This window comes from Novosphingobium resinovorum (assembly GCF_001742225.1).
Taxonomy (GTDB): domain Bacteria; phylum Pseudomonadota; class Alphaproteobacteria; order Sphingomonadales; family Sphingomonadaceae; genus Novosphingobium; species Novosphingobium resinovorum_A.
The window spans coordinates 134,677-156,799 of record NZ_CP017078.1 but is presented as its reverse complement, the minus strand read 5'-3'; the positions used below and the strand labels follow the sequence as shown (position 1 = coordinate 156,799).

General features: G+C 64.3%; 23 protein-coding genes. 9 read left to right on the top strand and 14 right to left on the bottom strand.

Features of this window, described 5'->3' with window-relative positions:
* The first annotated feature begins 2 nt into the window (after window positions 1–2).
* Window positions 3–440 carry a DUF411 domain-containing protein gene (locus BES08_RS30205; RefSeq protein WP_004213035.1) on the top strand — a complete coding sequence of 146 codons (438 nt, stop codon included), beginning with the start codon at window positions 3–5 and terminating at the stop codon, window positions 438–440.
* Window positions 441–631: 191 nt separating this feature from the next.
* The gene (gene hutC, locus BES08_RS30200; protein ID WP_230588639.1) at window positions 632–1,321 is read left to right on the top strand and encodes a histidine utilization transcriptional repressor HutC; all 690 of its coding nucleotides are present in this window, start codon (window positions 632–634) and stop codon (window positions 1,319–1,321) included.
* A gap of 3 nt (window positions 1,322–1,324) precedes the next feature.
* On the opposite strand, the gene BES08_RS30195 is transcribed toward hutC, so the two are convergent.
* The 4 genes from BES08_RS30195 to BES08_RS30180 form a co-directional block, all read right to left on the bottom strand.
* Complete coding sequence (locus tag BES08_RS30195; protein WP_031342995.1) at window positions 1,325–2,059, bottom strand: PepSY domain-containing protein; 735 nt, start codon at window positions 2,057–2,059, stop codon at window positions 1,325–1,327.
* A complete protein-coding gene (locus BES08_RS30190; RefSeq protein ID WP_036526740.1) occupies window positions 2,056–2,760 on the bottom strand; it encodes a PepSY domain-containing protein in 705 nt (234 codons plus the stop codon). The genes BES08_RS30195 and BES08_RS30190 overlap by 4 nt, the downstream gene beginning before the upstream one ends.
* Before the next feature lie 10 nt (window positions 2,761–2,770).
* Window positions 2,771–5,473 carry a TonB-dependent receptor domain-containing protein gene (locus tag BES08_RS30185; protein WP_015449259.1) on the bottom strand — a complete coding sequence of 901 codons (2,703 nt, stop codon included), beginning with the start codon at window positions 5,471–5,473 and terminating at the stop codon, window positions 2,771–2,773.
* A 738-nt stretch (window positions 5,474–6,211) separates the two neighbouring features.
* Complete coding sequence (locus tag BES08_RS30180; protein ID WP_036526738.1) at window positions 6,212–6,778, bottom strand: TetR/AcrR family transcriptional regulator; 567 nt, start codon at window positions 6,776–6,778, stop codon at window positions 6,212–6,214.
* A gap of 69 nt (window positions 6,779–6,847) precedes the next feature.
* On the opposite strand from BES08_RS30180, the gene BES08_RS30175 reads away from it, so the two are divergent.
* From BES08_RS30175 to BES08_RS34410, 3 genes are all read left to right on the top strand, one after another.
* Window positions 6,848–7,678 carry an SDR family oxidoreductase gene (locus BES08_RS30175; RefSeq protein WP_015449257.1) on the top strand — a complete coding sequence of 277 codons (831 nt, stop codon included), beginning with the start codon at window positions 6,848–6,850 and terminating at the stop codon, window positions 7,676–7,678.
* A gap of 251 nt (window positions 7,679–7,929) precedes the next feature.
* Window positions 7,930–8,415 carry a hypothetical protein gene (locus BES08_RS34415; protein WP_016743853.1) on the top strand — a complete coding sequence of 162 codons (486 nt, stop codon included), beginning with the start codon at window positions 7,930–7,932 and terminating at the stop codon, window positions 8,413–8,415.
* An 18-nt stretch (window positions 8,416–8,433) separates the two neighbouring features.
* Window positions 8,434–8,592, top strand: coding sequence for a CorA family divalent cation transporter (locus BES08_RS34410; RefSeq protein ID WP_254908007.1), 159 nt, complete (start codon window positions 8,434–8,436; stop codon window positions 8,590–8,592).
* Window positions 8,593–8,654: 62 nt separating this feature from the next.
* Here the strand turns inward: BES08_RS34410 and BES08_RS30165 are convergent, their stop codons facing one another.
* The 9 genes from BES08_RS30165 to BES08_RS30125 all read right to left on the bottom strand — a co-directional run bounded on the left by BES08_RS30165 (window position 8,655) and on the right by BES08_RS30125 (window position 16,394).
* Window positions 8,655–9,062, bottom strand: a complete 408-nt coding sequence (locus BES08_RS30165) for a response regulator (protein ID WP_016743851.1) — start codon at window positions 9,060–9,062, stop codon at window positions 8,655–8,657.
* An 81-nt stretch (window positions 9,063–9,143) separates the two neighbouring features.
* Window positions 9,144–9,767: a response regulator transcription factor gene (locus BES08_RS30160; RefSeq protein ID WP_015449255.1), complete on the bottom strand. Its 624-nt coding sequence runs from the start codon at window positions 9,765–9,767 to the stop codon at window positions 9,144–9,146.
* Window positions 9,757–11,292, bottom strand: a complete 1,536-nt coding sequence (locus BES08_RS30155) for a PAS domain-containing sensor histidine kinase (protein ID WP_030089528.1) — start codon at window positions 11,290–11,292, stop codon at window positions 9,757–9,759. Before BES08_RS30155 ends, BES08_RS30160 begins: the two co-directional genes overlap by 11 nt.
* A gap of 58 nt (window positions 11,293–11,350) precedes the next feature.
* Window positions 11,351–11,824: a DUF305 domain-containing protein gene (locus BES08_RS30150; protein ID WP_015449253.1), complete on the bottom strand. Its 474-nt coding sequence runs from the start codon at window positions 11,822–11,824 to the stop codon at window positions 11,351–11,353.
* A 90-nt stretch (window positions 11,825–11,914) separates the two neighbouring features.
* Window positions 11,915–13,102, bottom strand: a complete 1,188-nt coding sequence (locus BES08_RS30145) for a copper resistance protein B (RefSeq protein WP_015449252.1) — start codon at window positions 13,100–13,102, stop codon at window positions 11,915–11,917.
* Window positions 13,099–15,051 (bottom strand): copper resistance system multicopper oxidase, encoded by a 1,953-nt coding sequence (locus BES08_RS30140; RefSeq protein ID WP_069710299.1) that lies wholly within the window; start codon window positions 15,049–15,051, stop codon window positions 13,099–13,101. The genes BES08_RS30145 and BES08_RS30140 overlap by 4 nt, the downstream gene beginning before the upstream one ends.
* Before the next feature lie 67 nt (window positions 15,052–15,118).
* A complete protein-coding gene (locus BES08_RS30135; RefSeq protein WP_015449250.1) occupies window positions 15,119–15,685 on the bottom strand; it encodes an RNA polymerase sigma factor in 567 nt (188 codons plus the stop codon).
* Window positions 15,682–16,122, bottom strand: a complete 441-nt coding sequence (locus BES08_RS30130; RefSeq protein ID WP_007683368.1) for a periplasmic heavy metal sensor — start codon at window positions 16,120–16,122, stop codon at window positions 15,682–15,684. Before BES08_RS30130 ends, BES08_RS30135 begins: the two co-directional genes overlap by 4 nt.
* Window positions 16,122–16,394, bottom strand: coding sequence for a hypothetical protein (locus tag BES08_RS30125; RefSeq protein ID WP_004212738.1), 273 nt, complete (start codon window positions 16,392–16,394; stop codon window positions 16,122–16,124). Before BES08_RS30125 ends, BES08_RS30130 begins: the two co-directional genes overlap by 1 nt.
* Before the next feature lie 133 nt (window positions 16,395–16,527).
* Here BES08_RS30125 and copC point away from each other — a divergent pair, with 133 nt between their 5' ends.
* The 4 genes from copC to cueR all read left to right on the top strand — a co-directional run bounded on the left by copC (window position 16,528) and on the right by cueR (window position 21,001).
* Complete coding sequence (copC, locus tag BES08_RS30120; RefSeq protein WP_007683372.1) at window positions 16,528–16,905, top strand: copper homeostasis periplasmic binding protein CopC; 378 nt, start codon at window positions 16,528–16,530, stop codon at window positions 16,903–16,905.
* Window positions 16,906–16,909: 4 nt separating this feature from the next.
* Entirely contained in the window at window positions 16,910–17,854 is a 945-nt protein-coding gene (gene copD / locus BES08_RS30115; RefSeq protein WP_069710298.1) for a copper homeostasis membrane protein CopD, read from the top strand.
* Between the two features lie 394 nt (window positions 17,855–18,248).
* Window positions 18,249–20,606, top strand: a complete 2,358-nt coding sequence (locus tag BES08_RS30110) for a heavy metal translocating P-type ATPase (RefSeq protein ID WP_030089527.1) — start codon at window positions 18,249–18,251, stop codon at window positions 20,604–20,606.
* Window positions 20,603–21,001, top strand: coding sequence for a Cu(I)-responsive transcriptional regulator (gene cueR / locus BES08_RS30105; protein WP_004212744.1), 399 nt, complete (start codon window positions 20,603–20,605; stop codon window positions 20,999–21,001). Before BES08_RS30110 ends, cueR begins: the two co-directional genes overlap by 4 nt.
* Window positions 21,002–21,027: 26 nt before the next feature.
* Here the strand turns inward: cueR and BES08_RS30100 are convergent, their stop codons facing one another.
* Window positions 21,028–21,663, bottom strand: coding sequence for a response regulator transcription factor (locus BES08_RS30100; protein WP_007683376.1), 636 nt, complete (start codon window positions 21,661–21,663; stop codon window positions 21,028–21,030).
* Window positions 21,664–22,123 lie beyond the last annotated feature (460 nt).

Sequence of the window (22,123 nt, the reverse complement as noted above, 5' to 3'; positions counted from 1 at the left end):
TCATGAAGACCCGTCTTTCTGCCGCCTTGCTGTTCCTCGCCCTGCCCGGCGCAGCGCTTGCGGCGAATGATGTCGTCGTCCACCGGGACCCGGGTTGTGGATGCTGTGAGAAGTGGGCCCAGGCGCTTCGCGCGAAGCTGGGCCGCACGGTCGTCATGCGCGACGATGCGTCGCGCGGGGCGCTTCAGCGGAGGGCCGGCATGCCGGGCACGCTGGCATCCTGCCACAGCGCGATGGTTGATGGCTATCTGATCGAGGGCCATGTCCCGGTCGCCGATATCAAGCGCCTGCTGGCAACCCGTCCCGTAGGCGTCAGAGGCATTGCGGTGGCGGGGATGCCGATCGGCTCGGAGGGCATGGAAGTGGCAGGCGCCGCCCGCCAACCCTATGCGGTGGTGTCGTTCGGCAGTTCGGGCCAGAAGGTCTTCGCGCGGCATTGATCACGCACGCCTCGGCTCTCGCTGGTGATTTCCTGTTTGAATGACTGGGACTTGCTCGCCCCCACCTGTATAGTCATTTGATGCATGCTCCCGCTCGCCCCCATAGCCGCGCATCCGCTCCCCGGACGAAAGCTGCTTCTGTGGGCGAACCCGCGGTCGACGCTGCCGGTGCGGAGAAGCAACCTCGCTATGTGGCGATCAAAGACAGCATTTTCGAGGACATCCGGGAAGGTCGCCTGAAGCCCGGCGACCAGACGCCGTCAGAGGCCGAGCTCGTCGAGACGTTCAAAGTCTCGCGCATGACCGCAAACCGGGCGTTGCGGGAACTGCAATCGGCCGGTGTCGTGGTACGGCGGGCGGGGCGGGGCAGCTTTGTCGCCGAGCCCCGGCCGATCGGGCAGCTGATCGAGATCCGCAACATCGCGGAGGAGGTGCGCGGCAGGGGCCACGCCTATCGCGCGCGCGTCATTTATAATATCGAGATACGGGCTGATGCGGAAAGGGCAGCTCTGCTGGAAGTCGGCTTGGGCACGCGCCTCTTCCATTCGCTTATCGTCCATCACGAGACCGAATTCCCAATTCAGGTCGAGGAGCGCTTTGTGCTGGCATCTGCTGCGCCACGCTACGGAGAGAGGGATTTCAGCGCCTCGACGCCGAATGAATATCTGACACGTGTTGCCCCGCTCGAGCGAGTAGAGCACCGGGTGTGCGCGGCGATGCCGGATACAGCCATGCGAACAATGCTGGGCCTCGCTGAAGGAGAACCAGTGCTAATGATGACGCGCAGAACCTGGAGTCGCGGACGTCTCGTATCGCACGCTTGGCTCACGCACCCGGGCAATCGGTTCGAGCTATCGGCGGCTTTTTCTGTTGGGACCTAGCGATCAGCCCGCGCCCAACTTGACGGCCGATTTGCGCCTGCGCCGCAACCATCGCACGTCGGCGCGACTGAAGCTCTTAAACAGCAGGTAGAAGCCCGTCCCCGACAGCCACAAAGTACCGAACGCAACGAAGACGATCAGCGGGTGATTGAAGCTGGTGCGGTTCACATAGTCCATATTGTGGAGCATCCAGAAGAAATCCCAGGTGCGCCATGTGTCGCCGCGCATGACCAGGAATCGGCCGGTGTCGGCGGAGATGTAGGCGCTGCTGTTCTCTGCGTCCGCGAAATCCAGTCGCCACATGGTGCCTTCGTGCTCGCGCGCTTCCACATTCGGTTCGGCGAGCAACGTTGCCTTGCGGATCGGTGCTTCATTCACCATCGTCGCGACGTCGCGCGCGACCTGCTCGTCGACCCGAACCGGGGCGCCGCTCGTCGCGTCGATTAGCCGCGTGCCCGTGGTGGATCGAAGCTCGTAGACGCGGCGTGTGGCAAGGGACCGCAAGGCGATGCCGAGCACGGGACCATCAAGAGCGAGCTTTGCCGGCGCAATATAGTCACCGGCAGGTAGGGCGTGCTGATGGCTGGCCTGCGCACTGTGTCCGCCGACCTTCTCCTGATCGAGCAAGGCCATCATCGAGCCGCTCAGAGCCCAAAGGAGAAACTGCACGCCCAGGATCAGGCCGACCCATTTGTGGATGCGCCGAAAAAAGAGCGGGGTGAACCGGATTTTCTTCATGCCTTCTTCTTCCTGCGCCGCGGGAACGACCAAAGCAGCAGCCAAGCCCCGGCCAGCGCCATGGCAAGGGCACTCCAGGTCGCCACGCGCAGCAGCGGATTGTTGACGTCGGAGCGATCGTCATAGTCCATGATGTGCAGCATCCACGCGAAATCGAACACGCGCCACAGCGCATGGCGGCGCGAGATCAGCTCACCGGTCTGCGGAGAGAGATACAGGGTTGGCCGGTTCCAGGCATCGAATTCGACCTGCCAATAGGGAGGCTTGCGCGCCTGCATTTCCAGTGGCGCCGTCGTCAGCAGCCGGGCTGCGACGATGTCCCCGGTGCCGCTGTAGATGCGCCGAGCGGCGGCGCGGATTTGTGCCTCGCTCAAATCGGGGATGGGCTGTCCCGAACCTGCATCGAAGAGTCTTGGACCAGCCGGGGTCTGCGCGCGCCAGACGGGCTGATCCATGAACCGTTGCAGGCGGATCTCGGACGCGTCGGGAGCCGATTGAACAATCCGCGCCGGCGGGACGAAGCTCGCAAGGTCGATGGGGGCGACGACCGGTGGGCGGACCAGATCGTCGCCATGGATGATGTCGATATGGACGGCCACCATATAGAAGCCGGTCAGCGTCCAGAGCAGAACCTGGACGCCGACGATCAGGGCCAGCCACTTGTGCGTCCGGCGGATGACCAAAGGCCAGCGAATTGCCATGTGCTGCCCTTCAGAACGCGGTTCGGAAGCCGGCGTAGAAGCGCCGTCCGAGCAGATCATAGGTCATCGTGTCGGTGTTGGCATCGGTGAAGCTCTGGATATAGGGCGCCTTGCGGTCGAACAGATTATCGGCCCCGATCTGGAAACGTGTCTTCTCGTCGATCGCGAAGGCAAGCTGAAGATTGTGGTAGAAGACGTTCGGCGTGCGGTAGCCGATGTCGCCGGCCGATGCGTTGAAGTCGGTCGCCTTGCCGATCCATTGTGTCGACCAGGTCGCGCTGATGCCGTCCTTTTCCGCCGTCAGCACGCCATAACCACGCCATTTCGGATAGCCGCCATTGCCGCCCCCGATAAACCCGTCGAAATAGATCGGCGCGCCGCCGGGGAAGGGGTTTACGACATATTTGTTGAGATAGGTCATGTTGAGATCCAAGGAGATCTTCACCTCGCCCACCGCACCACTGTACACCAGACCCAGATCGAGACCATTCATCTCCTCGCGGCCGGTGTTGATGGGCTGGGCGGAGAGGTAAGTGACCTCGCCGGTCAGCGCGCTGCGCGTAAAGTCGCTGCAGAACGGGTGCGACAGGTTCTGGCTCGCATAGCAGACTGCGAGCTTGGTCGAGCCGGGAATGGCCCGGATCGCGTCCTTGATCTTGATGTCGAACCAGTCTGCCGTCAGCGACAACCCTGGGATGATGCCGCGCGGCGATATCACCGTACCAACGGTCCAGGTCGTGGAGCTTTCGGGCCGAAGGCTCTGGTTACCGCCCACTGTGGTGAGGATCGTGGTGCCGAGCTGCGTATAGTTGGCCGGCACACCGGACGCCTGACAATTGGCGATCAAGGTCACGTTGCCGCTGGAGGTGTAGCGCGAGCAGGGATCGGTCGTGGTCAGATTGCCTTCCGAGACGCCGCCGAAAAGCTCCGGCACGTTGGGAATGCGAAAGCCCGTCCCATAAGTGCCGCGCAGACGGATGCTGTCATTGACTACCCAGTCGGCACTGAGCTTGTAATTCCAGTCGCTCCCGAAGAGATTATAGTCTGAGTAGCGGACTGCGCCATCGAGCGTGAGCGCCTTGGCGAAAGCTGTGTTGGCAAGCACCGGCACCGATAGCTCGAGATAGGCTTCCTTGGCGGTGCTCGAGCCCGAAATAGGATCCTGCTGATTGACGTTCGCCACGCCGAGCACCGTCAACGGGTCGGGATCGCGCCAGCCTTTTTCGCGCCGATAGACCACGCCGGTGGCGAAGGACACCGCGCCGGCTGGAAGGGAGAAGAGATCGCCGTTGAGGTCAGCCGTGACCGTGCCGAGTTCGTTGCCTCCGCGATCGCGCGAGGTGAACAGAATATAATCCAGAACCTGAGGTGTCAGGTCTCCGAACCCAAGATAGTCACCGCAGGGGATGGCCGCGCCCGCCGTGCTGGAGCATTTGCTCCTGTCGAGCGTGTTCGCGACGCGCTCGAGATTGGCGATGTTGGTCGAGCCGTCGACGGCCGTGTTACGCCCGAAGCTGCCCGCGACTTCCCAGGCCCAGTCGTTCGCCAGCTTGCCGCGCAGCCCGAAGGTGCCTTGCCAGGTATCGGTCTCCTGGAAGAAGTGGCGCGCGCCGGGTTCGGCGAGGCGGCGCTGGGCCAGGACCAGGTTCTGGCCGGTCGGATTGGTCGGATTGCTGGCTGGTATCGAGAGATTGCGCAGCGTGCCGGGTGTCGCGATCTGATTCGACTTGCGGAACGTATAGAGGAACTCGCCGAACGCCTGGATACCGTCGGTCAGCGCATAGTCCGCGAAGAAGGCCGTGCTGACGCGCTCGACTGGGCTGACCGCATTGAGAAACGGGTTCGAGTTGAAGTTGTGCTTGGCGGGACTGTAAGGCTCGTAGAAGTTCCCGTTCCCTCCGGGTACCTGGTTGAAGTTGATCTGTTGGCCGTTGGGCAGCACCGCGCGTCCGCCGATCGTCGAGGCGCTGTTGACGCAGCTCAGCGAGCCCGGCGTCGTTTCAGCGAGCGAGCAGGGCGCACGCGAGGCCATGTTGACGGCGCTGGTCTTCTGGTAGGTGACTGCTGCCATGAACCCGCCACGATCGTTGCGAATGCCCCAAAGTAGGTCCGCGGTGAGATCGGAGCCGTCGCCGCGCTCGGTAATGCCTTGTCGGACGCTGAGACCCAGGCCTTCATAATCGGTGCGCGTGACAAGGTTGACCACGCCGGCCATGGCATCGGCCCCGTAGATAGCGGACGCGCCATCCTTGAGGACATCGGTGCGTGCCAGCGCCACGACCGGGATCATGTTGAGATCGGGTGAGGAATTGGCGCCGGTGCCGCCCGCGACGAGGCGTCGGCCGTTGAGGAGCACGAGTGTGCGCTTGATGCCGAGGCCGCGCAGATTGACCTGAGCAGTGCCATAACCGTTGTTGGTCCAGTAGGCCGATGTCTGGTTGCCCGCGAAGCCGGCATTGGCCGGCAAACGCTGCAAGGCGGTTTCGATATTGACGATGCCGGTATTTTGGATCTGCTCGGCGGTGACCACGGTGGCCGGTCCAACCCCGGCCAGATCCTGCCGACGGATTCGTGAGCCGGTAACGACGATGTCGCTGTCATCCCCCAGGACTTGTGCTTTTGGCTGCGGTGTCGGATCGGCCTGAGCGAGAGCCGGCGCGGCGTAGCCCGCGACGATGGCGGCGCTGCCGAGCAGGGCCATCCTGATGGTCATGTGCAATCCCCCTGACGTTTTAGAACAGCCACAGACAACATCAGTTGTATATACAGGTCAACAGTATTTTTCCTGTTTTTCCAATACCTTATTCTCGTGAAATTTAGATATAGATATAGCTATAATACGCACGCCAGACGTCGAACCCTCATGACTGAAGAGATATTTTTGCGAGCGCTCATTTGCAAAGCTGCTGAGATAGGAGATAGAATATCATATCGTAATACAGCCTCGCACGCTTCGATTTGATGATCGGGACATTTGGCCGGCAAGAATGCGAAGCGGCATGATCACATGTTATTGGTGTCGGCGTGATATACCTAGGTATAGCGCTAGAGATGCTCCGGGAACATTAGTCCTTTGCTGAGCTTGCACGCGCCAGGGAAAGTAATACCGATGCGGACCGCATTTGATCCTCGTTTCCTGGATGTGTCGCGCCTTCTTCCGGATTGAGCCGCAGGTTCGCCTTTTGAGGCAGATGAAACGACTCCTGACGAAACGTCGTGCGACGAGTCCGGCGACCTGAGATCGTCGCGCAGCCACTGGGTCACTTGGCGATGATCCAATCCGGTTCGGCAGTGGCGGCGCAGTCCTCGAACGTCGATCGCATCCGCGGAGCCGACGGGCCGGCTTGTGCATGAGCCGCCCTGATTTTGCCGCTGGGCAGTACGGCAGGTTGCGAAAAATGCTTGCTGTGTCCCGGTCGGCGCGCGGGCGTGCAGCTCGCGCCTCGCACGATCACACGCGCAGCAGTCGCCCCACCGCCCGCATGATCGTCGCCCGGCGCGCCGCGTGCTCGGCAGCGTCGCGTGCAGCTCCGGTCATGCACCAGAGCTGGGTGAGGGCGGCGACAAGCCGGACGACCTCCAGGGGCGTGAAGTCGGCGACGATCCGCCCCTCGGCCTGCGCCGCTGCGATCCCGTCCAGCTTCTCCCCGAGAAGGACCTCGCCGGCCGGGAGCATCAGAACATCCTGGCCACGCTCCAAATGATGCCAGGTCAGCAGCCTCCACAGGCGCGGGCGTTCGACCAGCAAGTCATAGGTGCGCCCCGCATAACCCTCAAGATCATTGGGATCGAAGCGATCGGCCTGCGCCGCGTCCATCACTTCCTGCGTCAGCGCGGCATCGAAGAGCGCCTCCTTGTCCCCGAAATAGGTGTAGAGCATCGGCTTGCTGATACCCGCCGCCTGCGCAATCCGGTCGATCCGCGCGCCCGCCAGCCCATGGGACGCGAACTCCTCGGTCGCTGCAGCCAGGAGCGTCTCGCGGCTCTGTGCGGCATTCCGCCGGGTTCGTTGCTTCATCACACCTCCAAGCATTGACGCATTCCAGGTTTCAAGTTACCTACCAGTTGGTAATATATGGAGTAACATATGTCCAATCACTGGTTTCTCACGGGCGCGTCCAGCGGCATCGGCCGCCATCTGGCCGAACTGATCCTGGCCGCTGGCGACGACCTTACCGCGACGGCCCGCAAGCCCGAAAGCCTCGATGATCTCGCGGCGAAATATCCGAGCCAGCTGCGCGTCGAAGCGCTCGACGTCACGGTCAAGGACGATATTGCTGCGGTCGTGGCCCGGGCGCAGGCGCGTCGACCCGTCGATATTCTGGTCAACAACGCCGGCGGCGGCGTGATCGGCGCCACCGAAGAGATGTCGGACGCCGAGGTCGAAGGCCAGATCGCGCTCAATCTCATGGCGCCCATCCACATCACCCGCGCCTTTGTCCCCGCCATGCGGCTGCGCGGGAGCGGCCGGATCATCCAGATCTCCAGCGCTAGTGGTCAGGGCTCGCTTCCGACGAGCAGTCTCTATCATGTGGCCAAATGGGGCCTGGAGGGCTTCAGCGAATGCCTCCGCCAGGAGCTTGAACCCTTCAACCTGTTCGTGACACTGATCGAGCCGGGCGGGGCGCGCACCAGCTTCAGCCACAATCTGCAATTCGCCAGCGAGATCGCCGCGTATCGCGATACGCCCGCCGGCCATATCCGCAAGATGTTCGAGACCGCCGGAAACGAGCTCTACACGCTCGACCCGCAAAAGATCGCGCAAGGGATCGTTGATGTCGCAACCAGCGACCATCCGCCGCTGCGCGTGACTCTGGGGGGTGACGCTTTCGGCGTTGTCCAGGCGGCGCTGCAATCGCGGCTCGCCTTTCTGCAGTCCCAGGAAGCGCTCGCGCGCTCGGTCGCTTTCGACAGTTGAGCTTTTCCGTCTTCCAGCTTTCGTCTCCGCGCGGTGCGACGCGCCTCACCGGGGCCCGGCAACCCTGTCGTCAGCGCCGTTATCCGATACTTAGGTATAGTCATCCGACACGATTGCAGAGGCGCCACACGGGCAATCGCTTGGTACCATCGCAAGAGAGGAAAACCCTCGCGGTCGCCAATCAAGGGTGCGCAGACCTTCGCAGTCTGCGTGCCCTTGATGTGGCAGCGCGCCGCCCAGCCACGCGCGTCATGAACGGGAGCGGCCTTCTGCGAAACCCAACGCTCCGCCGCATTTTCTATAAGCTCTCGCTCGAATTGCTGCGCGCCGCCTTCTTCTTCCTGCGATTGGGCTTGAAGAATGACGAGTGTTTGTGCGCGCGTCTCAATAGGCGAGGCACACGGCTTCCGGTCGCCGCCGCCGTTCTTTGTCACAATGGCAAACGGCTACGGCCGGCGACCCTGATCGATCCGGCGTGCGAGCACGTCGGCAAGGATGACTTCGTGTGGATCAAAATGTCCCAGCCCAGCGAAACAGAACTTGCCGACATCGCCGGGAATTACGGCCTTCACCCGCTTGCCATGGAAGGTGCCGACAACGGCCACCAGATTTCGAAGCTCGACGATCACATGCTCAGGGTTGAGAGCGCCATCACCGGCATCCGCGACATCCTGATCTCGGTGTTCGAGGCGAGTCACCTGCTCGAACAGCAGCGCCAAGGTGCGATCACCCGTTAGCTTGCCGCCCGGGCTGCGATCCTCGCGGTGCCTACCGCGATTGCCGGAATCTACGGCATGAATTTCGAGAATATGCCCGAACTGAAGACGCAATGGGGATATTTCGTCATCCTCGGCGTCATCGCTGCGGTCTGCATTGGGCTCTACATCCGGTTCAAACGTAGCCACTGGCTTTGACGGCGCAGATCGGCTTTCCACATCGCGCCGGGCTGAGGCTGCCGGGGGCCGGCCGCCACAATTCAATGCTTTCGAAGCGTCTCGATGCGGTGCCGGTCCAACGCTTCGAGCAAAGCCCTGCCGATCAGCGGCTTTGCGAGAACATGATCGAAGCCCGCCTCAGCGGCCCGCGAGGCCAGCAGCGTGTCATGAAAGCCTGAGATCATGATCGCGCGTCCCGACCATCCGATCTCGCGAAGGTGACGCAGCATCGCGAATCCGTCGATGTCGGGCATGCGATAGTCGAGGATGACGCAGTCTGCCTCCTTCGCGCGGGGGTCGGCCAACAGCGCGTGGCCGGTCGTATATCCCCACACGGCATAGCCGCGCGATCTCAGCAGCAGCTGGAGGCCACGCCGCACGCCGGGATCGTCGTCGGAGACGAGGATGGTGTATCTGCCATCATGCTGAGTGGAACGGACCGATGGCATTGCGAGAAGCGGACACCCGTGTGACGATTGCACCATCGATCGCATATCGCGCCTCGTCCCGTCGCTACGTAGAGGTCGCAGTCACTTCGGCTTGCGGCCCATGCCCGCGGCAAAGGCGATCCGCAGGGCTTCGGACAAATTGCGGACCTCGAGCTTGGCCATCAGGCTCGCGCGATGGACCTCGACCGTTCGCGATGAACAGCCCAGGTCATAGGCGATCGTCTTATTGGGCAGGCCGTTCGCCAGCCCTTCCAGCACTTCACGCTCCCGGGGCGTCAGTGCAGCGACCCGCACGCCGGCTTCAGAGGTTTCCAGAGTGCGAAGGTCGACATCGTCGAGACGCGCGAACGCGCGGCTGACGGCGCCGAGCAGGGCGGCTTTCTCGAAGGGCTTCTCGAGAAAGTCGACCGCGCCGCCTTTCATGGCCTGCACCGCAACCGACACGTCGCCATGGCCGGTCAGGACGATGACCGGCATATTGACCCCGCGTGCTGCCATGGCGGCCTGAATCTCGAGACCGTCCATCTCGGGCATGCGCACGTCGAGGATGACGCAGCCGACGGCCGCCGACTTCGCCTCCTTGAGAAACTCCACGCCCGAGGCATAGGTCACGACGTCGTAGCCCGCGGTCTTGAGCGCAAAGCTCGCCGCCTTGCGGATGCTCTCCTCGTCGTCGACCAGATGGATGACGCGTCTATCCCCCATGTTCCTCCTCCGCCCGCGCATGGATCAAGGTAAAATGAAAGCGCGCGCCGCCGCGGTCGGGGCGCTCCATCCAGATACGGCCCCCATGCGCTTCGATGATGGTCCGGCAGATCGAAAGGCCGAGGCCCATGCCGTCGGCCTTTGTCGACTTGAACGCCGTGAAGAGCTGCTCCCGGACCTCGTCGGCGATGCCGGGGCCGGTATCCTCCACGGTCACCTCGATCAGCCCGTCAGGGCGCAACCTGGTCGCTACCTTGAGGTCGCGAACAGGACACGCCGCCATCGCCTCGATGGCGTTGCGCATCAGGTTGACCAGCACCTGCTGGATCTGCACCCTGTCGACGAGAACCGGCGTCGCGGCGGGATCGACCGCGAAGAAGCTGCGGATGCCGCGCTCGCGTGCACCGACCAGCGCGAGCTCGCTCGCCTCGGCGACAACCTGCGGCAGATCGTGGAGGCTCTTGTCGACCTCGCCGCGGGCGACGAAATCGCGCAGGCGCCGGACGATATGGCCGGCCCGCAGCGTTTCCTGTGCCGCATCATCCATCACCGACCGTAGCGACACGAAGGGTTCGTCGTCCCGCTCGTCGAGCATGTCGCGGATCGTCTCGAGATAGAGCGCGACCGCGGCAAGCGGCTGGTTGAGCTCATGCGCGAGGGTCGAGGCCATCGTGCCCATCGCGCTCAGCCGGGAGACATGGACCAGCTCTGCCTGCAGTTCCTTGAGCCTGAGCTCATCCTGCTCCTTGGCGGTGAGATCCCGGATGAAGCCGGTGAACAACCGCTGCCCGTCTTCACCGGCCTCGCCAACCGACAGCTGCATCGGGAAGGTCGAGCCGTCGCGGCGCTGGCCGACCACGACGCGGCCGAGGCCGATGATCCGGCGCTCGCCGGTCTGGAGATAATGCGCGATATATTCGTCATGCCGGTCGCGATCGGGCTGGGGCATCAGGCAGGAGACGTTGCGGCCGACGAGCTCGGTTTCCGAATAGCCGAACAGGCGTTGGGCGGCCGCGCTGAACGACGTGATGTCGCCGGTCTCGTCGATGATGATCATCGCATCGGGGACGGTCGCCAGGATCGACTGGAGATGCTGCTCGCGGGTCTCGATTGACGCCCGGACCGCCGCCTCGTCGGTGACATCGCGACTGATGCAGGCAAAGCCTCGATGTGCGTCGCCTTCGAACAGGGCGCTGATCGTCAGGCGCGCGAGATACTCCGCTCCGTTCTCGCAGACCCGCCACGCTTCGCGCTCCAGCGTGCCTTCGTGAAGGGCGGCCGCCAGGTCTGCGCACGGGCGGCCGGCCGCAATCTCGTCGGGCGGGTAGAACAGGTCATGGGGCTGTCCCAGGACGCGATCGAGGGGCCAGCATTCGGCACGCTCGCCTTCTTCATTATAGCTCAGCACGATCCCGGCAGGATCGAGCAGCGTCAGGACATGGCCGCCAGCCTGTCGCAGGAACAACGGCGCAAGCCGCACCACCTCCCTGGCAATCTCGTCCGCCCCGCGCCTCGTGTCGACCATCGGCCGGCTCACATACCTGGCCGGGCGCACGTATCCGGGCGTAGCCCGACCGTGCCACTCAGCGCCGCGCGAGTATGGCCTTCATCTCGTCGATTTCCTGCCGCTGCGAGCGCTTGATCGCTTCGCAAAGCCGGATGACTTCCGGATCGCTGAGCTTTGCTTCCTGGCACATCAGGATCGCCCCGGAATGATGCGGGATCATCGAGCGCAGAAAGGCCGTGTCGCCGATCGTGGTCTGGGTGCGGATGAGTGCAAAGCTGCCGAAGAAGGCGACCAGCGACGCGGCGATCAGCGCGATGTTGGCGGCCTTCGACACGAACATGTGTCGCATGGCGAGGATCATCAGCACCACCATCGGTGCGACCATCATCAGCGTCATGTAGAGCATGTTGAGGTTGTTGTAGAAGCTGTCGAGCCCGTCGATCATGACGAACATCACCAGATACATGATGACGCCGCTGATGACGGTCTGAACGGCAAGGCTCCAATAGGCACCCATCTTCCGGGTGTTCATGTGGGACGAATGGTCCATGGCGTATCTCCTTCGCTCGGCGCCGGCCGACCTGGGTATGAGTGTAACGCCCCGCTCTCTTGTTCGCCCCCGCCATCAGCCGTCCTGATGCTAAAACCAGAAGCGAACGCCGGCGACGAAGCTGGTGGCATGGACGTCCTCGCCCGCAAGCCTCGACAGCCGCGCCGTGTCTCCGGCTTTGCGCAGATAGGAAACGCCGATGTAAGGTGCGAACTGGCGGCTGAATTCGTAGCGCAGGCGCGCGCCGAGCTCTATGTTGACCAGCCCCGAACCGATGTCGTTCTCCGGAATATCCTGCGCGGCGAAATTGACCTCGGCGCGCGGCTGCAAGATCAGGCGCTGGGTGATGCGCTGGTCGTAATAGCCCTCGACCCGGCCCAGAACATCGCCCTTGGTCGAGAGGAACAGCGCGCCTTCGACCTCGAACATGCCAGGAGCCAGGCCCTCGACGCCGATCGTCGCGTAGGTGCGGTCGGGCCCGCGGCCGAAGTCCTGGCGGATACCGCCCTGAAGATTGAAATAGGGGTCGATGGCCCGGCTGTAGAGCACCTGCACCTCGGCGCTGTCGATGCCGCGGCCGAACTCGCCTTCGCCCTCGCTCTTGAGCCAGAGGCGGTTGATGTCGCCGCCGTAAAAGCCTTCGCCATCCCAGCGATAGCCATCGCGGCCGCTATGCGCCTGATACTCGAACAGGTTGAGCAGCACCTGCCCGAAATTGTTGCCGCCGCTGTCCTTCATCATGATGTCGCGCGAGCGCGCCATCTCGCCGCCGGGAAAATCCCGATCGGCGAAGTGGTCGCCTGGGGGCGGCGGCGGGGGCGCATTGCCGGCCGGAAGTGCGGTGCCGGTCATTTGCATGCCGGGCATGGCGGGCGTTCCCGGCGTCGCTGTCTGGCCATGCTGCGCATGGTCCATCCCGGGCATGTCGGGCATCGCGCCGTCCTGATGCTGGGAGTGGTCCATGCCCGGCATCTCCGGCATTGCGGGAGACGTGGATTGCGGCTGACCGGCCGCATTTGCTTGCGCCGCGGGAGTGGTCTGGTGCTGCGAATGGTCCATTGCCGGCATGGTGTCCGGCGCTGGCTTCTGAGCGCGCGGCCTGGCAGTGGGCTTGGGGCGCGGCGCGGCGGCCTTGTCCTTCTTTTTCTCCTGCGCCGGCCGCGCCCCGCCCGGCGGCGCCATGCCGGGCATGTCGTGCATCGAATGATCCTGGGCAAAGGCGGGTGCGGCGGCGAGAAGGGCGATCGCGCTCACCAGCGGCGTGAGGATGCGGGTCATTGCGCGTCTCCCTTCGGACGCACGCTCACGACCCGCATCATCCCTGCATGCATGTGGTAGAGGAGATGGCAGTGGAAGGCCCAGTCCCCGACCGCGTCGGCGGTGAAGTCCCAGCTCACCTTGCCGCCGGGCTGGACGATGACGGTGTGCTTGCGCGGCGCATGGTCGCCATGCCCGGTCACCAGCTCGAAGAAATGGCCGTGGATGTGGATCGGATGCCCCATCATCGTGTCGTTGATGAGATTGACGCGCACCCGCTCGCCTTCGATGAACGGGATCGGCTCGTGATGGTCCGACATTTTCTCGCCGTCGAACGACCACATGAACCGCTCCATGTTGCCGGTGAGGTGGATGTCGATGCTGCGGCTCGGCGCGCGCACGTCTGGATTGCGCTCGAGCGCCATCAGATCCTTGTAGACGAGCACCTTGTGGCCGACGTCGGTGAGGCCCTGGCCGGGCTCGCCGGTGCGGTCGACGGGCATCGGCGAGATGGTCTGGACGCTCGGATCGCGCTTCACCTGCGGCGCGTTCGAGAAGTCGCGCATCTTCATCGAACCCATCGCGTGCCCGCCATGATCCATGCCCGCCATCTGGCCATCGGCGCCCATCGCGCCGTGGTCCATGCCGGCCATCGATCCATGATCCATCCCGCTCATCGCGGAATGATCCATCCCCGAATGGTCCATGCCCGCCATGGCGCTGTTGTCCATGGTCGCCATCGCTGCCGCCGCGCCGGTCGCGAGGCGCGCGGACGCGTTCTTCTCGGCCGTCGGATCGACGCCCCGCATAGCGCCGCCCGACATGTCCATGCCTTCCATGCCCGGCATCGAGGACATGTCCATGCCCATGTCCTTCATGTCGGCGAGCGGCCGTTTGCGTAAGGGAGGCACCTCGCCAGCCATGCCGGCGCGCGGCGCGAGCGTGGCACGCGCCATACCCGAGCGGTCGATGGCCTCGCCGACAAGAGTATAGGCCTTGTCCTCGCCTGGGTTGACAACGACGTCGTAGGTCTCGGCGACACCGATCTGGAACTCGTCGACGGTGACGGGCACCACATTCTGCCCGTCGGCCTGGACGATGCTGAGCGGCAGGCCGGGTACGCGGACGTTGAAGGTGGTCATCGCCGACGCATTGATGACGCGCAGCCGCACCCGCTCGCCCGGGGTGAAGAGCGCGGTCCAGTTGTCCATCGGACCATGGCCATTGACGAGATAGGTGTAGGTCGATCCGGTGACATCGGAGATGTCGGCGGGGTCCATCCGCATCTGGCCCCAGTCGAGCCGGTCCTTGAGTGGCTGGTCCTTGCCCGAGAGCAGCCCGGCCAGCGTCTGGCGCTGGAAGTTGAAATGGCCGGGGTTGACCTTGAGACGCCGGAAGATCGCCTGCGGCGAGAGTGCGCTGTGATCGGCGAGCACGATGACATGCTCGCGGTCATAGGCGACCGGATCGGCACCGGCGGGGTCGATGATGATCGGGCCGTAATGGCCTTCCTGCTCCTGCAGGCCCGAATGGCTGTGATACCAGTAGGTGCCGCTTTGCACGACGGGGAACTGGTAGAGGTAGTTCGATCCCGGCTTGATGCCCGGAAAAGACACGCCCGGCACGCCGTCCATATTGGCCGGCAGGATCAGCCCGTGCCAGTGGATCGAGCTGTCCTCCTCGAGTTGATTGACGACGTTGAGCCGCACGCGCTGGCCTTCGCGCAGCCGGATCAGCGGGGCGGGGACCGTGCCGTTGAGACCGATTGCGCGGAACTGGCGCCCGTCGATGCTCATCGACTGCCGGGCGATGGTCAGCGTGATGTCTTCGCCCGACACGGTCGGTAGCGTCGGTCGCATCCCCGGCGAGATGGTCTGCGCCCAGGCAGGCAGCCAGGCTGATAATGCGGCGCCACCACCGGCGAGGGCCGCGCCGCGAAGGAACTGGCGGCGGTCGAGGGCAGAAATCATTCGGTTTGTCTCAGCTTGCGGAAAGAGGGCGGACCTATTGGAAATACGCAGCCCACCCGCCTGCCCCTCAAACTTTCTTCAAACTTTCCGCGAGGCGCGCCCGGGCGCGGTAGAGGCGGGTCTCGACGGCCTTCTGGGAGATGCCGAGGATCTCGGCGGTTTCGGCTTCCGATTTCTCGTCGATCGTCCGCAAAATAAGCGTGTCCTTGAGGGAAGACGGCAGGGCAGCAATCGCTTTCATTGCTTGCGCGAGCTGCTGTTCGGCCCCGATCGCCTGATCGGGCAGCGGTGCGTCGTCGGCGACGCCGTCCGCCTCGCCGAGCGGTAGGGCTAGGGCAAAGAAATTTCGAACCGCTCGCCGACGCCGCCAGTCATGGCATTTGTTGATGACAATCCGGGACATCCAGACCTGGAAGGGTCGGGTTACGTCATAGCGGTTGAGTGCGGCAAAGGCCGCGACGAAGCTCGCCTGGGTGACATCCAATGCCTCATCCATAGATCCGACATGGCTGCGCACGAGCCGGTGAACCCAACCTTGATGCCGGCGGACCAGCTCGCCATAGGCCGCTTGCCGGCCTCCAAGCGCCAGAGCCGCGAGCTCCCCGTCCGAGCAGTCGGGGAGGCACGCGGTCATTCGGATTTGGCCGTCAGCGCTTTCACCACGGCGTCGTCGAATTTGTCCGTCTGATCCGGGCGCAGCACGGCCCGCATCGCGAAGATATGCTCAAGTGTTTCTTTCTGCAGCGCGCCCATGGCCTGGTGCGAGCGATCCACCGCAGTTGCGACTTGCGGGCCATAGCCATGCTCCGCTTCGATCGCTTCCGCGAGACGCGCATTGTCGGCGCGCAATTCGGCCTCCAGCGCTTGACGCCGGATCGCGTAGTTCTTCTCGATTGTCTCGAGTCGGCTGTGTTGCGCTGAATTCAGCTTCAGATCGCGATGGAGCAGCTCGTGCAGCTCATTTTCGACCGGGCGCACTGGAACCACATAGACGCGGCCAATGACAACGCCAGCGATCGCCGCGGCGAAGGTCACCAGGACGAGGAGCAGGAGCCGGCGGCGGTCGCGCATCACTGCGAGCTCAGCAGCGTCGAGGGCGCAAGCGCGAGCCGAGCATCGAAGGGCGATAGCGGTTTGGCATCAGCAGACCGTGTCGGAACTGCCGAGCCGGCAATTCCGATGAACAGCGCGGTTGCGGCCGCGATGCCGAACGTCATAGCGCCAAGGCTTGGTATGGCCCGGATGCGCGCTATTTCCGCCATGACCCGGCTTTCCAGGCCGCCGAGCCTGGGATCGAGAGGCGCATCGCGCAACCGCGAGAGCAGGTGGTCAAGTTCATCCATGGTGCTTCTCCGTCTTCATCCTTCAATACGCACGATGGTCCAGGAACCCTTGCTGTAGATTGAAAAGAATAATTGCGAGGGGTGGGGGCTCGGGCTGCGTATTGTCTCATGGGATCTACAGGAGAATGTTCCAATGCGTTTCTTTTCGCCTCTCGCAGTTATCGCCGCCGTCGGCCTGAGTGTTTCTGCTCCGGCCTACGCGCATCCCAAGCTTGTGTCCTCGACGCCCGCCGCGAACGCCAGCGTCTCGGCGCCTTCGCGTATCACGCTCACCTTCAGTGAAGGTCTGATGCCGAAGCTGTCGGGCGCCGAGATCGTGATGACCGGCATGCCCGGCATGCCCAACCACCGCATGGCGGTAACCGGCTTCAAGACGTCCGTCGAAGGCGACAAGACGCTCGTGCTGACGCTCGCCAAGCCGCTCATGGCGGGCAGCTATCAGGTCGCCTGGCACGTCGTCTCGACCGACACGCACCGCATCCAGGGCAATCTCGCCTTTACCGTCAAGTGACGCCATGAACGACGTGGCACTCGTCGCCGTCCGCTGGGCGCTCTACGTCGATCTCGGCCTGTTGTTCGGCCTGCCGCTGTTCGCGCTCTATGCGCCCGGCGGCGGCCGGACGGTACAGCGGCATCTGCCGATGGTAGCAATGGTGGCCGGTCTCGCCTGTCTCGCCCTCCTGCTGTCGGCGCTGGGGTTCGCGTTGCAGGCAGCGGCCATGACCGGGCTGCCGCTCACCCAGCCTGATCTTTCCATGGTCGCAGAGCTGTTCAACGGCACGTCCATGGGAACGGCGCTGAAGGCGCGCCTCGTCGCGCTCCTCGTTCTTCTGCTCTCCATCCCCTTCTATCGCCGGCAATCCCGTCCTGCCTTCATCGCCTCCACTCTGGCAGGCGCGGTCGCACTCGCGACCCTCGCCTGGAGCGGGCATGGCGCGGCCGGCGAAGGCGAGGCGGGCTGGCTGCAACTGGGGGCCGATCTCATCCATCTGCTCGCCGCCGGCGCCTGGGTCGGCGCGCTTGCCGCCTTCCTCGCGCTGGTTCTTCCCAGGCTCGCAACCGATGATGTCGCCGCTGAAGACATGGACCAGGTCACACTGGCCGAGGAAGCCCTGCGGGGTTTCTCCCTCGTCGGCACGATCATCGTCGCCCTGCTGATCCTGACCGGGACGGTGAACGGCTGGTTTCTGGTCGGCCCGGGCAACATCGCCTCGCTCGGTCAGTCGACCTACGGCCTGCTGCTCATCGCCAAGCTGCTGCTCTTCGCCGGCATGCTGGGCCTGGCCGCGCTCAACCGTTATCGCCTGACCCCGGCACTTGCGCAGGCGATCGAGGAAGAGGACGCGCCACGGGCGCAGGCGCTGCTGCGCGCGAGCCTCGTCGTCGAAGGCGGTCTTGCGATCGTCATTCTCGGGCTGGTCGCCTGGCTGGGGACACTGTCGCCACCCATGTCGATGTAGTTTATCGTTTCGAACGCCTCGCGTTGGGAGAAGCCAATGCAATCGTACACCCCGCCGCGCGGGACTGGATCGACGAAAGACTATGATCGCGCGATCCGCCTGTGGGCGCGGGAGAAGCGGTGGCGTGCCGCCATGCTTGCCATGCTGCGCCCGGATTGGCGCCTGGTAATCGCCGATTATGGCCGACAGCACGGGTCTCATGCGGCTCGCCTTCCGCCTGACCGTGCAGCGGCTCGATGGCATCGACGATACCCAGCCCAATGCCGACGGCGTGCTCCCCGGCCTGATGGCGGCCAAGCGAACGGGCCCGCCGATTTGGCCGCTTAGGCGATTACGTATTGACCCTGACACGGTGTCAGACCCTAGATCGTCAGGCGTCGAAAGGAGCGAGGCGATGAACGAGACACATGGAGCGGCGCATGGCGGCGGTTGCTGCGGCGGCCACGGCACCGCTAAAGCGGCGACCGGCGTCAAGGACCCGGTCTGCGGCATGACCGTCGACCCGGCGACCACGGCGCATCACGCCGAGCATAGCGGTGAAAGCTATCATTTCTGCAGCGCGGGCTGCCGGACCAAATTCATCGCCGATCCCGAGCGCTATCTCGGCCCGCCGACGCCGCCGGTCGCGGCGCCCGAAGGCACGATCTGGACCTGCCCGATGCATCCCGAGATCCGCCAGGACCATCCCGGGTCCTGTCCGATCTGCGGCATGGCGCTCGAACCCGCGACCGTGACCGCCGACAGCGGCCCCAGCCACGAGCTAGTCGATTTCACGCGGCGCTTCTGGGTCGGCCTCGTGCTGGCTCTCCCGGTGCTGATCCTCGAGATGGGCGCGCATGTCTTTCCCGCGATCCATCGCCTCGTGCCGATGTCGACCTCGGTATGGATCCAGTTCGTGCTGGCGACGCCTGTCGTGCTCTGGGCGGGCTGGCCGTTCTTCGAGCGTGGCTGGGCCTCGCTCAAGACCCGCAACCTCAACATGTTCACCCTGATCGCGATGGGGACCGGGGTCGCCTGGATCTACAGCGTCATCGCGACGCTCGCGCCTCAGCTGTTCCCGCCGGCCTTCCGCGGCGAGGACGGCATGGTTGCCGTCTATTTCGAGGCGGCCGCGGTGATCACCGTCCTCGTGCTGCTCGGCCAGATGCTCGAACTGCGCGCGCGGGAACGCACCTCGGGCGCGATCAAGGCGCTGCTCAACCTTGCACCAAAGACCGCGCGCCGGATCGGTTCTGATGGGAACGAAGAGGAAATCAGCCTTGATCTGGTTGCGGTGGGCGACCGCCTGCGGGTGCGGCCGGGCGAGAAGGTGCCGGTCGACGGCGTAGTCGAGGACGGCCGCTCCTCGCTCGACGAGTCGATGGTCACCGGCGAATCCATGCCCGTCACCAAGGCAAAGGCCGACACAGTGATCGGCGGCACGCTCAACCAGACCGGTGCGCTGGTGATCGTCGCCGACAAGGTCGGCCGCGATACCATGCTCGCACGCATCGTCCAGATGGTCGCTGAGGCGCAGCGCTCGCGCGCGCCGATCCAGCGCATGGCCGATCAGGTGTCGGGCTGGTTTGTGCCCGTGGTCATCGCGGTCGCGGCCGTCGCGTTCATCGCCTGGGGCATCTGGGGTCCCGAGCCGCGCTTCGCCTATGGGCTGGTGGCGGCGGTCGCCGTGCTGATCATCGCCTGTCCCTGCGCACTGGGGCTGGCAACGCCGATGTCGATCATGGTCGGGGTCGGCCGCGGCGCCGGGCTCGGTGTTCTCATCAAAAATGCCGAAGCACTCGAGCATATGGAGAAGGTCGACACTCTCGTCGTCGACAAGACAGGCACGCTGACCGAAGGCCGGCCTGCCGTCACCCAGGTCGTGCCGGCGCCCGGCTTCGACGAAGCCGAGCTGCTGTGTCTTGCCGCCTCGGTCGAGCGGGCGTCCGAGCATCCGCTCGCGTTGGCAATCGTCGAGGCCGCGAAGGATCGCGGCATCGTCACGAGCGACGTCATCGACTTCGACTCGCCGACCGGGCGCGGCGCGCTCGGCACGGTCGAAGGGCGGCGCATCGTCCTCGGCAATGCGCAGTTCCTTGCCGACGAAGGGGTTGCGACCGATGCGCTCGCCAGCCAGGCCGACGCGCTGCGCCGGGATGGCGCCACCGCGATCTTCATCGGGGTCGACGGCACAGTCGGCGGCGCCTTCGCGATCGCCGATCCGGTGAAGGCCACGACACCAGAAGCGCTCGCCGCGCTCAAGGCGGAGGGCATTCGCGTGGTCATGCTGACCGGCGACAACCGCACGACCGCGGAAGCGGTCGCCCGACGCCTGGGCATCGACGAGGTCGAAGCCGAGGTGCTGCCCGATCAGAAGAGCGCCGTGGTCGCCAGGTTCAAGCGCGAGGGGCGGGTCGTCGCCATGGCCGGCGACGGTGTCAACGACGCCCCCGCGTTGGCCGCCGCCGACGTCGGCATCGCCATGGGTTCCGGCACCGACGTCGCGATCGAGAGCGCTGGCGTCACGCTGCTCAAGGGCGACCTGACTGGCATCGTCCGGGCGCGGCGGCTCAGCCAAGCGACCATGTCGAACATCCGCCAGAATCTCGTCTTCGCCTTCATCTACAATGTCGCGGGCGTGCCCGTAGCGGCGGGTGCGCTCTATCCGCTGTTCGGTATTCTGCTCTCGCCCATTATCGCGGCGGCGGCGATGGCGCTCTCTTCGGTGAGCGTGGTCACCAACGCGCTGCGCCTCAACCGGAAAGCACTGTGAACATCGGCGAGACGTCACGGCAGAGCGGCGTCTCTGAGCGGATGATCCGCCATTATGAAAAGATCGGCCTCATCCCGGCGCCGGCGCGTCGGGGTGCTGGCTATCGTGACTATGGCGAGCGCGACCTCCATCGCCTCCGGTTTATCGCCAATGCCCGCGATCTCGGCTTCCCGATCGAGGAGATCCGCACGTTGCTCAGCCTTTGGGCCAATACCGGCCGTGCCAGCGCGGAGGTGAAGCGGCTTGCCCTTGCCCGCGCCGATGAGTTTCAGCGCAAAGCCGAGGCGTTGACGGCGCTGCGCGACACGCTAATCGACCTGGCCGAGCGCTGCCAAGGCGACGAGCGGCCGGATTGTCCGATCATCGCCGAACTGGCCGCGGCCCGATCCGCATAGCATCCGGCATCGCACGGCCGAGAATTTTAGGGGTGCCCGTTTTCGGTCGATTCGTGCAGGTCGACGGCGAAAGCGATCCGCAACAGGTCGGGCAGGCTTTGCGCGTTGAGTTTGATCATCAGACTGGCCCGATGCAGCTCGACCGTGCGCGACGTGACGCCGAGTTCATCTGCGATAAGGCTATTTGGATAGCCTCGCGAAATTCCTCTCAGAACGGCCCGTTCGCGCTGCGTCAGTCTCGCGGCTTTCGAAAGAGCGTCGGCCTGTTCGGAGGCACGACGGGCTATACTCTCAAGCCAGCTGAAGCCGCGGTCGATCGCGCCGAGCAATGCGGCCTTCTCGACCGGTTTGGCGAGAAAGTCGGCAGCGCCCGCCTTCATCGCCTGTACGGCGAGCGTAGGATCGCCATTGCCCGTCAGCACCACGACGGGCATGTCGATACCGCGTCGCGTCAGCTCCGCCTGAACCTGCAGGCCGTCCATGTCGGGCATGTGCATGTCGAGAACCACGCAGCCTTTCTCGGCGTCCTCTGCGCTCAACAGAAACTCCGGCCCCGAAGCGTAGGCTTCTACGGCAAACCCTGCGGTCCGCAACGTGAAACTTAGTGCTTTTCGTATTGTCTCTTCGTCATCGACGATATGCACGACGCGCTTGTTCCCCATAGCCCCCGAGATCGATCAATACGCAGTGCCGCGAGGGCAGCGCTTCAAGGGATACTTCTCTGCACGTTGGACTATGGTCCCAGGTCAAGAGTAAAAATTTGGCGAGGCAAAACGGCGAAGGACAGCGAAACTGTGAGGGTTCGGCTACTCCGCTCACACCAATGCCGCGGTCGCTGCGGCTCATTGCCGGGTCTCTGCTCCGGACGATGCATGCGAGTTGCCCGCGCCGCCCTCGGCGCGATCGAGCCATCGCTACGCTTCCATCACATCGTCGACCGGCAGCGGGTTACTGGCGCCCGGCGGGCGAGGGGGGCGGGTTGGCCCTTGACGGCTGCGCGATCGGACGCCCAGGATAGCAGGGTGGCGCGCTTTACTTCGGGCTCAAGCTTCAGGTGCCCAGCAACGTCGAGGGGATCGATGAACGAGCGTGTGTGCGACACGACATATCCTCCTTCCCTGC

Excerpts from the sequence above, each read along its gene's own strand:
- BES08_RS30205 (WP_004213035.1), top strand. The coding sequence starts at position 3 with ATGAAGACCCGTCTTTCTGCCGCCTTGCTGTTCCTCGCCCTGCCCGGC.
- BES08_RS30160 (WP_015449255.1), bottom strand. The coding sequence starts at position 9,767 with ATGGGGGATAGACGCGTCATCCATCTGGTCGACGACGAGGAGAGCATC.
- BES08_RS30145 (WP_015449252.1), bottom strand. The coding sequence starts at position 13,102 with ATGACCCGCATCCTCACGCCGCTGGTGAGCGCGATCGCCCTTCTCGCC.
- BES08_RS30180 (WP_036526738.1), bottom strand. The coding sequence starts at position 6,778 with ATGAAGCAACGAACCCGGCGGAATGCCGCACAGAGCCGCGAGACGCTC.
- BES08_RS30110 (WP_030089527.1), top strand. The coding sequence starts at position 18,249 with ATGAACGAGACACATGGAGCGGCGCATGGCGGCGGTTGCTGCGGCGGC.
- BES08_RS30155 (WP_030089528.1), bottom strand. The coding sequence starts at position 11,292 with ATGGTCGACACGAGGCGCGGGGCGGACGAGATTGCCAGGGAGGTGGTG.
- BES08_RS30150 (WP_015449253.1), bottom strand. The coding sequence starts at position 11,824 with ATGGACCATTCGTCCCACATGAACACCCGGAAGATGGGTGCCTATTGG.
- BES08_RS34415 (WP_016743853.1), top strand. The coding sequence starts at position 7,930 with ATGAACGGGAGCGGCCTTCTGCGAAACCCAACGCTCCGCCGCATTTTC.
- BES08_RS30190 (WP_036526740.1), bottom strand. The coding sequence starts at position 2,760 with ATGGCAATTCGCTGGCCTTTGGTCATCCGCCGGACGCACAAGTGGCTG.
- BES08_RS30135 (WP_015449250.1), bottom strand. The coding sequence starts at position 15,685 with ATGACCGCGTGCCTCCCCGACTGCTCGGACGGGGAGCTCGCGGCTCTG.
- BES08_RS30195 (WP_031342995.1), bottom strand. The coding sequence starts at position 2,059 with ATGAAGAAAATCCGGTTCACCCCGCTCTTTTTTCGGCGCATCCACAAA.
- BES08_RS30125 (WP_004212738.1), bottom strand. The coding sequence starts at position 16,394 with ATGGATGAACTTGACCACCTGCTCTCGCGGTTGCGCGATGCGCCTCTC.
- BES08_RS30185 (WP_015449259.1), bottom strand. The coding sequence starts at position 5,473 with ATGACCATCAGGATGGCCCTGCTCGGCAGCGCCGCCATCGTCGCGGGC.
- BES08_RS30175 (WP_015449257.1), top strand. The coding sequence starts at position 6,848 with ATGTCCAATCACTGGTTTCTCACGGGCGCGTCCAGCGGCATCGGCCGC.
- BES08_RS30130 (WP_007683368.1), bottom strand. The coding sequence starts at position 16,122 with ATGCGCGACCGCCGCCGGCTCCTGCTCCTCGTCCTGGTGACCTTCGCC.
- copC (WP_007683372.1), top strand. The coding sequence starts at position 16,528 with ATGCGTTTCTTTTCGCCTCTCGCAGTTATCGCCGCCGTCGGCCTGAGT.
- BES08_RS30140 (WP_069710299.1), bottom strand. The coding sequence starts at position 15,051 with ATGATTTCTGCCCTCGACCGCCGCCAGTTCCTTCGCGGCGCGGCCCTC.
- BES08_RS30100 (WP_007683376.1), bottom strand. The coding sequence starts at position 21,663 with ATGGGGAACAAGCGCGTCGTGCATATCGTCGATGACGAAGAGACAATA.
- BES08_RS30165 (WP_016743851.1), bottom strand. The coding sequence starts at position 9,062 with ATGCCATCGGTCCGTTCCACTCAGCATGATGGCAGATACACCATCCTC.
- copD (WP_069710298.1), top strand. The coding sequence starts at position 16,910 with ATGAACGACGTGGCACTCGTCGCCGTCCGCTGGGCGCTCTACGTCGAT.